This is a genomic window from Bacteroidales bacterium, from assembly GCA_014860575.1.
Classification (GTDB): Bacteria; Bacteroidota; Bacteroidia; order Bacteroidales; family JAAYJT01; genus JAAYJT01.
Genome location: JACZJK010000007.1, coordinates 1 through 8,813 on the forward strand (window position 1 = coordinate 1; position 8,813 = coordinate 8,813).

An 8,813-nucleotide genomic window follows, 5' to 3' on the forward strand; every position below is an offset into this window, starting at 1 on the left:
CAGGTACTCGGCATTCTGAATACGTGCAATGCTGCGTTTAGCCCCTAACTTTTTCCCCAAAATGCAGGTCAGTATGTTGATTTGCTCATTGTGTACAACTGAAATGATCAGGTCTGTGCGTTTTACATTGGCACTTTCAAGCACTTGAAGGGAAGTGGAATCGCCGGTAACCACCATCAGGTCAGTATGGCTTTCAATCATCTTGAGCAATTCCTCGTGCGGGTCAACAATGGTAATGTTGTGATGTTCACCTGACAATAGTTTTGCCAGGTGAAAGCCTACCTCACCATCGCCTGCTATGATAATATTCATTATAGTATAAACCGTTTTTCTTTGGCCGCAAAGATATATCAAAACATATCACCCCGGCCAAAAATCACCCAGATTCAGAAATGTCCGCCAGGTGTAAAAGAAAATAACAAACCGGGAAGCCTAAAGCATTAACCGTTTGGGCTTTTATCTATACTTTTGCAAACGGAAATCATCATTAACTTTAATTACAGGAAACTGATCAGTCCGGCAATAAAATCCGCAACTTATACACCATCATTTTGTACAACAGGCAGGCATTTTTAGCTTTAATAGCCGTGTACCCGAAACCAGATGGCAGTTTTCAGTGATCAAAATTGTAAAACAATAAAATATAATTCAATGAACGACATCTTAACAGCAACGGAAAACAAAGTGCTTTTTACCGAAGCCGAAATCGAAGAGATCATGCATCGTTTTCATTATTCAGAAGAAACCAGGGCGATCATCAGGGAAGAAGGTTTATTACCGGCCGGTATTCTCAGCCGCCTGCACTATGCTTTTCCACAACACTCCGGGCTCAGGGAGCAAGCAGAATTTTTATTCATTGACAAGAAACATTACTCCGGCATTGAAGGGTTCAGAGAAATTGTAAAAATTCTCAGCGATCACGGCATCGAAATTGGCCACCTCGAAGAAAGGGAACTGTTTATCAACGTGTATCGTTTCATGGCCACCAAACACGTTCTTAACACCATCAACTGGGCAAATTTTACTAAAGATTCTGTTTTTCAACTGGTTTTCCCACAACCAGGCATGATGCGGGCCGATGTCACAAAAGCATACATGAACGCCACTTCAACAGAGGAAAAGGAAAGGATTGTTAAGGATTATATGAAGGAAACAAATCCGCACGATGGCAAGCAGCAGCTTAACAAACCTACATTCATCAACGAGGATGGTGAACTGGAGGTGGTTGAAGGCAGCCAGCACAAATATCCCCAATGCAAGCTCATTTTTGATGCTCAAACCCAGAACTGTTTTGCATTCTGTAATTATTGTTTCCGCCATGCCCAGGTGCGTGGCGACGAGGATATGTTTATACAAAAAGATGTGCATCAGATTCACGAATATCTGAAGCGCCACAAGGAAGTTACCGATGTTCTCATTACCGGCGGTGATGCAGGTTACCTCAGGGAAGAACGTTTTGCCGAATACATTACTCCCATTATTGAAGACCCCGGACTCAGCCACATCAGAACCATACGCCTGGGAACCCGCGTTTTAACTTTCCACCCCGAACATCTGCTAACACCGGCATACAATGGCATGCTGAAGCTTTTCCGGAAGTTGTATGATCATGGCATCCAACTTGTTTTTATGTCGCATTTCTCAACACCACGTGAGCTGATGAACCCCAGTACGGTTGCAGCTATTCGTAGGTTGAAAGCTCACGGGGCAACGGTAAAAAGCCAAAGCCCGGTAATGAACCATATCAGCCTTTTCCAGGATGAAAACGGTGAAGTGGATGTTGACCGCTCTGCCCAGAACTGGATTGACCTCGGCAATCTGTTTGCCATGCTTGGTGTTGGGTTCCATTCAATGTACTGTGCGAGACCAACTGGTGAACATCACTATTTCACACAGCCACTGGCAAAGATTAATGAAGTCTTCAGCAAGGTTTACCGCTCGCTGCCATCAATCAATCGCCCTTCAAGGTACATTACAATGACTTCTTCAGCAGGTAAGATTTCTATGCTGGGAACCGTTGAACTTAATGGTGAGAAGCTCTTTGCACTCAAGTTCAATGAATCACGCAATATGGAATGGATGGATCAGGTGTATCTCGCCCATTACGATGAAAAAGAGAACACTATTGCCAATCTCAAACCATACGGTTCTGATAAACACTTTTATGAAGATGAGCTTGTTGAGATCGAACATCAACTGCATCATACCATACAGACAGGCAGAAGAAAATAGGTTCGGAAACTATCAACAGGCATGATTAATAAAATTGTTGGAACCGTTAATGAAGCTGTTGCTGATATTTTTGACGGAGCAATAGTGATGATCAGCGGGTTTGGCGAGGCCGGAAGCCCCATTGAACTCATTCACGCACTGATTGATCAAGGTGCAAAAAACCTTACCGTTGTCAGCAACAATACGGGCAGTGGCCATGTTGGCCTTGCAGCCCTTATTGCGAACCGCCAGGTGAAAAAGATGATCTGCTCTTTCCCGAGAACTGCGAACTCAAAAGTTTTTCCTGAATTATATCAAAACGGCGAAATTGAACTTGAGCTGGTTCCACAGGGAACCCTGGCCGAACGCATCAGGGCCGGTGGCGCGGGCATTCCTGCCTTTTTTACTCCTGCATCTGTAAACACGCCGCTTGCTGAGGGCAAGGAAACCCGAGTTTTTAACGGACATACCTATGTGATGGAATATGGCATCAGGGCCGATTTTTCGCTGGTGAAATGCAAAACCGCCGACAGATACGGCAACCTTCTCTACAATAAAACCGCCCGTAACTTCGGTCCCATTATGTGCACCGCTGCAAACACCACCATCGTACAGGCAAAACAGATTGCAGATCTGGGTGCCATTGATCCCGAAATTGTGATCACACCCGGAATATTTGTTCAACGGGTTGTGCATATTACGAGCCCCGCCGATGAATCAACGCTTGTAGCCGAAGAACGGAGGTACCCATGGTAGAAAATATAAAGATTGGCTGGGAAATGAATGAAGTGGCGCAGAAAGTTGCCTTCGATATTCCAGATGGCGCTTATGTGAACCTGGGAATCGGAATTCCAGAATTGGTTGCTGGTTACGTTCCCGATGGCCGCGAAGTTATTTACCATACCGAAAATGGCTTGTTGGGCATGGGCCCGATTCCTGAACCCCGCAATATAGATCCTGAGCTCATCAATGCAGGGAAAAAGTGTGTTACTGCCATTCCCGGCGCCAGTTTCTTCCATCATGCCGATAGTTTTACAATGATCCGCGGCGGACATATTGATTATTGCGTTTTGGGTGCCCTGCAGGTTTCGGAAGAAGGTGACCTTGCCAACTGGTCAACCGGCGAACCAAAAGCCATACCGGCAGTTGGCGGAGCAATGGATCTCGTAGCGGGCGTTAAAAATATTTTTGTGATCACGCAACACAATACAAAAACCGGTGAAGCCAAAATTGTAAAAAAGTGTACTTACCCGCTTACCGGTAAAGCTGTTGTTAACCGCATTTACTCTAACCTGGCTATCATTGATGTGAAACCAAATGGGCTTTTTGTTAGAGAACTTGCTCCCGGTGTGAGCCTTGATTACCTGCAGGATCGGACAGAGGCACGTTTGACTCAGTACTAGATTAAAGACAAGGAGAAGGTGTGAAGAGTAGAAGAGGAGTCCACTTGACTAATTATTAATTATACCAATTAACCATTCACAACCCCATTACATCAATACTCCATTACTCCATTACTTCAATACTCCACCATTTAACCAATTGACCAATTAACTAATTGACTTACATCATCAATTTTCAATACAACTTCATGAACTCTCAAATGGCTCTTCCTGACACAGAAAAACGCAGCGCTGAAGAAATTTATAAACAAGCCTGTGAAGTTATTCCCGGAGGCGTAAGCCGAAACACGGTTTTTCATAAACCCCATCCTTTTTATGCTGCCCACGCCAGTGGCTGTTATGTAACCGATATTGATGGCATCCAGCGTCTTGACTTTGCCAATAACATGGCTTCGCTGATCCATGGTCATGCCCATCCCGCCATTGTAAGTGCTGTGATTGAACAGGTTCAGAAAGGTACAGCCTACACCATGGCGACTGAAGCAGAGGTTGCGCTCGCACAATTGCTTTGCCACAGGGTTGAAAGTCTTGAACAGGTTCGGTTTACAAACTCCGGAACCGAAGCCGTAATGGCCATGATGAAAGCTGCCAGGGCTTTTACAGGCCGGTCCAAAATTGCAAAAGCCGAAGGCGCATACCATGGAACCTATGATTTTGCAGAAATCAGCCAGGCGCCTAATCCAACAAACTGGGGCGATATTGACCAACCCAACAGCGTTCCGCTGGCACATGGCACTCCGCAAGGCGTACTGGATGATATGATCATCTTTCCTTACAATGATATTGAACGAACTATTTCCATTCTAAACCGCCAGGCCGATAAGATAGCAGCTGTGATTATTGATCCTGTTCCGCACCGTGTTGGACTTTTACCAGGTACGGAACAGTTTATTGAAGCCATTTATAATTGGACCCGCGAAAACAATGCACTTCTTATCTTTGACGAAGTAGTAACCTTCCGGGTTAATTATGGTGGTGCACAGGAACGCTATTCTGTGAAGCCAGATATGACGGCCATGGGAAAAATTATTGGTGGAGGTTTTCCGGTTGGCGCTTTTGGTGGACGCGCTGATATTATGAAGGTGCTTGATCCCCGCGAAAGCAAGTTGCTATTTCCTTTTTCAGGAACTTTCTCGGCAAACCCTGTTACTGTTACGGCAGGCCGGGTGGCAATGGAACTCTTCGATCGTGATGCCGTGCTAAAGCTTAATGCCTTGACCCAGATTGCTATCCGGCAGATTGAGGAGGCCGTTAAGTTGGCTGATGTGCCTGTATCCCTCACAGGGGCAGGTTCCATGTTTCGTATACATTTAACGGAAACACCACCAAAAACCTTTCGTGAAGCTTACCAACCCAAAGAGGTATCGGCTTTGATCAATGAAATGCTTGATTTTATGTATCATAAAGAACAAATCATGATGATCAATACTTTTGCCTGTATGTTCTCTACAGTTATGACTCAAAAGGAAGTAGACAAGTTGAGTGAGGGAATGCTGAATGTGTTCAGGTTTATTAAGCCGAAGCTTGATGCGCTGGTAAAGTAGGGCAAAATTGATTGGCTCAAAAGGTCAAATCTTGTCATCCTGAACGAGGTGAAGGATCTCTATTTGGCTGTGAATTAGATTCTTCTGCGCGGCGGCGGATCATAATGACAAAATACAATAACCATACAAATTTTTGGACAGTTTATTACCAACTCGCTGCATAATAATAACCAAAATCAAATAGTGAAATGACCGAAGTATTCATTTGCGATGCAATCCGCACTCCTGTTGGCCGCTACGGTGGTAGCCTTTCCTCAGTAAGACCCGATGATCTGGCAGCCATCACCATCAAAGCGCTGATGGAAAGAAATCCCGGCATCAACTGGCTCGAAGCTGACGATGTAATGTTGGGTTGTGCGAACCAGGCCGGTGAAGATAACCGCAATGTGGCACGAATGGCGCTGCTGTTGGCTGGCATGTCCGAAACAATTCCCGGAGTCACCATCAACAGGTTATGCGGTTCGGGTATGGATGCCATTGGTACTTCAGCCCGCGCCATCAAAGCCGGAGAATCTGACCTGATCATTGCCGGAGGTGTGGAAAGCATGTCGCGGGCACCATTTGTTATGGATAAATCCTCCGAAGCCTTTTCGCGCAATGTTAAGCTTTACGATACAACCATCGGCTGGCGCTTTATCAATAAGGCGCTTGATAAAGAATATGGCACCGAGGCCATGATTGACACCGCCGAAAATATTGCTACAGATTTCAATATCAGCCGTGAAGATCAGGACAAGTTTGCCCAGTGGAGCCAGGAAAAGGTACACTATGCTCAAACCAACAATTTGTTTGCTCAGGAGATTTTTCCGGTAGCGATCCCACAGCGCAAAGGTGATCCCATCATTGTTAATACGGATGAACACCCACGTCTAACCTCAATCGAAAAGCTTTCGAAACTAAAACCTATTACCAGAAGTGATGGAAGCATCACTGCAGGCAATGCTTCTGGGGTAAATGACGGTGCGGCAGTCCTCATTATTGCTTCCGAGGCTGCAGTAAAAAAATATAACCTTAGCCCAAAAGCCAGAATCCTCGGAATGTCGGTTGCAGGTGTTCTGCCCCGCCTTATGGGAATGGGCCCGGTTCCGGCAACGCAAAAACTCCTGAAGCGCCTCAATTTGTCGCTGGATCAGATGGACATCATCGAACTGAATGAAGCTTTTGCGGCTCAGTCGCTCGGTTGCACCCGTGCATTGGGACTTGCAGATGATGACCCAAGGATCAATCGCTGGGGCGGCGCCATCGCTATTGGCCATCCGCTTGGTATGAGCGGGGCACGCATTGTAACCACAGCCTTCCACCAGCTACAACAAGCCAACCTTAACAGAGCTCTTTGCACCATGTGTATTGGAGTGGGGCAGGGGATTTCAATGGTGATCGAAAGGGTTTAGCAAGCATATAAGCCTTTCTGAATTCACTACGTGGAATTATTGAAAAAATCAAACCATTATTCTACAATGCTTTATCCACGCCTGCTTGTGAATTCAGGCAGCCGCTACGCGTAATTCTTCTCGCTGCAAAGCGGGTTCGCCGTAGTCTATGCCTTTCCACATCCGACGTGTAAATCGGCAGGCAGGGATATAGTATAGCTGTAGAGGATACGCTGCTATTATACCGTGTAGCGGTTAAAGTATTGCAGCAAAATTATCCCGAATCAATTCTAATTCCCCGTAGGGGATACACAAGGATTAAACGATGTTCTGAATGTTCAACGGGCAAAAAGGTTTTAGTCGCGCTATTGAAAGCAGATATAATTTTGTTTATTAAAAAAACTTTAGCTTTTCATACTTACCATCTAACTTTTCTTTCTTATATTTGTTGATTCTTAAATAGGAATAATTCACTATTAAGGTTAAGGATGTCGCATAACGATCAGGAAAGAGAGTTGTTAAAGTCGAAAGGACTCAAGGTTACACCGCAAAGGCTTGCTGTTTTACAGGCATTGCGGAGCCTGCATAACCATCCTTCTGCTGATCAGGTCAGCGAAATTGTCCGGAATCATAATCCCGACATCGCCACTGGCACCATCTATAAGATTCTTGAAACTTTTGTCAGTCATGGAATTATTTCAAAAGTAAAAACTGCGGGTGATATAATGCGTTACGACGCTATAAAGGTTCACCACCATCACCTGTATTGTGAACATTCTGAGCGCATCGAAGATTTTTATAATGATGAACTTTCGGATCTGATTATGAATTACCTGGAAAATAAGCAGATACCTAATTTTGTTATTAAAGATGTTAAGTTGCAGATAATCGGTGAATTTACAAACGAAAACCATTGATGAGTGGAGCATCTTGAGTAGCTGTGCGGCATTACACATGAGAATCAAGGCGATTGGATCGGATCATAATTAAATGAAATAGCCAGAACACATTATTCATCTATCAACAAAAAACCTAACAAATGGAAAACAATTCAAACAATGGAAAATGCCCTGTTACCGGGGCAACCCACAAACATGCTGTTGGCAGCAGTGGTACAAAAAACAGAGATTGGTGGCCAAATCAATTGAGACTTAACATCCTGCGCCAGCATTCTTCCTTGTCAGATCCTATGGGAAATGATTTTAACTATGCAGACGAGTTTAAAAGCCTTGATCTCGCAGCAGTTAAAAAAGACCTTCATGCTTTGATGACTGACTCACAGGATTGGTGGCCGGCAGATTTCGGACACTACGGGCCTTTCTTTATCCGCATGGCATGGCATAGTGCTGGAACATACCGTGTAGGTGATGGACGAGGTGGTGCAGGTGCAGGGCAGCAGCGCTTTGCTCCACTTAACAGTTCGCCTGACAATGTTAATCTCGACAAAGCACGCAGGTTACTCTGGCCCATTAAACAGAAATATGGCTGCAAAATATCTTGGGCAGATCTTATGATCCTTGCAGGCAATGTGGCGCTGGAATCAATGGGATTCAAAACCTTTGGATTTGCCGGTGGGCGTGAGGATGTTTGGGAGCCTGAAGAAGATGTAAATTGGGGTGAAGAAACAACCTGGTTGGGAGGTGATAAGCGATATTCCGGTGAACGTGACCTCGACAATCCTCTGGCCGCTGTGCAAATGGGGCTGATCTATGTAAACCCGGAAGGGCCCGAGGGGAATCCTGATCCGATTGCAGCAGCAAAAGATATTCGTGAAACCTTTGCCCGTATGGCAATGAATGATGAAGAAACCGTAGCACTTAGTGCCGGTGGGCATACTTTTGGCAAGACACATGGAGCCGGAGATGTAGCCAATGTTGGCCCTGAACCTGAAGCTGCCGGAATTGAGGAGCAAGGCCTGGGTTGGAAAAGCAAGTTTGGCTCAGGCAAAGGAGGCGACACAATCTCCAGCGGATTGGAAGTTACATGGACACAGACTCCCGCCAAGTGGAGTTATTACTTCTTTGAAAACCTGTTTAAATACGAATGGGAACTGACAAAAAGCCCGGCGGGTGCTCATCAGTGGGTAGCAAAAAATGCCGATAAGGTCATGCCTGATGCCCACGACCCATCTAAAAAGCATGCGCCAACGATGCGTACAACAGACCTTTCCTTGCGTTTCGATCCCGTTTATGAGAAAATTTCAAGACGTTTCTATGAACATCCTCTTGAGTTTTCAGATGCTTTTGCCCGCGCATGGTTTAAGTTGACTCACCGGGATATGGGAC

Annotated in this window: 8 protein-coding genes; 7 read left to right on the forward strand and 1 reads right to left on the reverse strand. The window is 45.3% G+C overall.

Going from position 1 to position 8,813, the window contains the following annotated elements:
- The coding region (locus IH597_01565) for an NAD-binding protein (protein MBE0661127.1) at nucleotides 1-312 on the reverse strand (312 nt) is incomplete at its 3' end.
- A gap of 405 nt (nucleotides 313-717) precedes the next feature.
- Between IH597_01565 and IH597_01570 the strand changes: the two genes are divergently transcribed.
- From IH597_01570 to IH597_01600, 7 genes are all read left to right on the forward strand, one after another.
- Complete coding sequence (locus tag IH597_01570) at nucleotides 718-2,232, forward strand: hypothetical protein (GenBank protein ID MBE0661128.1); 1,515 nt, start codon at nucleotides 718-720, stop codon at nucleotides 2,230-2,232.
- A 21-nt stretch (nucleotides 2,233-2,253) separates the two neighbouring features.
- Entirely contained in the window at nucleotides 2,254-2,967 is a 714-nt protein-coding gene (locus tag IH597_01575) for a 3-oxoacid CoA-transferase subunit A (GenBank protein MBE0661129.1), read from the forward strand.
- Nucleotides 2,961-3,614: a CoA transferase subunit B gene (locus IH597_01580; GenBank protein MBE0661130.1), complete on the forward strand. Its 654-nt coding sequence runs from the start codon at nucleotides 2,961-2,963 to the stop codon at nucleotides 3,612-3,614. The genes IH597_01575 and IH597_01580 overlap by 7 nt, the downstream gene beginning before the upstream one ends.
- A gap of 200 nt (nucleotides 3,615-3,814) precedes the next feature.
- Nucleotides 3,815-5,158 carry an aspartate aminotransferase family protein gene (locus IH597_01585; protein MBE0661131.1) on the forward strand — a complete coding sequence of 448 codons (1,344 nt, stop codon included), beginning with the start codon at nucleotides 3,815-3,817 and terminating at the stop codon, nucleotides 5,156-5,158.
- A gap of 188 nt (nucleotides 5,159-5,346) precedes the next feature.
- Nucleotides 5,347-6,549 carry a 3-oxoadipyl-CoA thiolase gene (pcaF, locus tag IH597_01590; GenBank protein ID MBE0661132.1) on the forward strand — a complete coding sequence of 401 codons (1,203 nt, stop codon included), beginning with the start codon at nucleotides 5,347-5,349 and terminating at the stop codon, nucleotides 6,547-6,549.
- A 467-nt stretch (nucleotides 6,550-7,016) separates the two neighbouring features.
- Complete coding sequence (locus IH597_01595) at nucleotides 7,017-7,445, forward strand: transcriptional repressor (GenBank protein ID MBE0661133.1); 429 nt, start codon at nucleotides 7,017-7,019, stop codon at nucleotides 7,443-7,445.
- Between the two features lie 122 nt (nucleotides 7,446-7,567).
- On the forward strand, nucleotides 7,568-8,813 hold a 1,246-nt coding region (locus IH597_01600), incomplete at its 3' end, for a catalase-peroxidase (GenBank protein MBE0661134.1).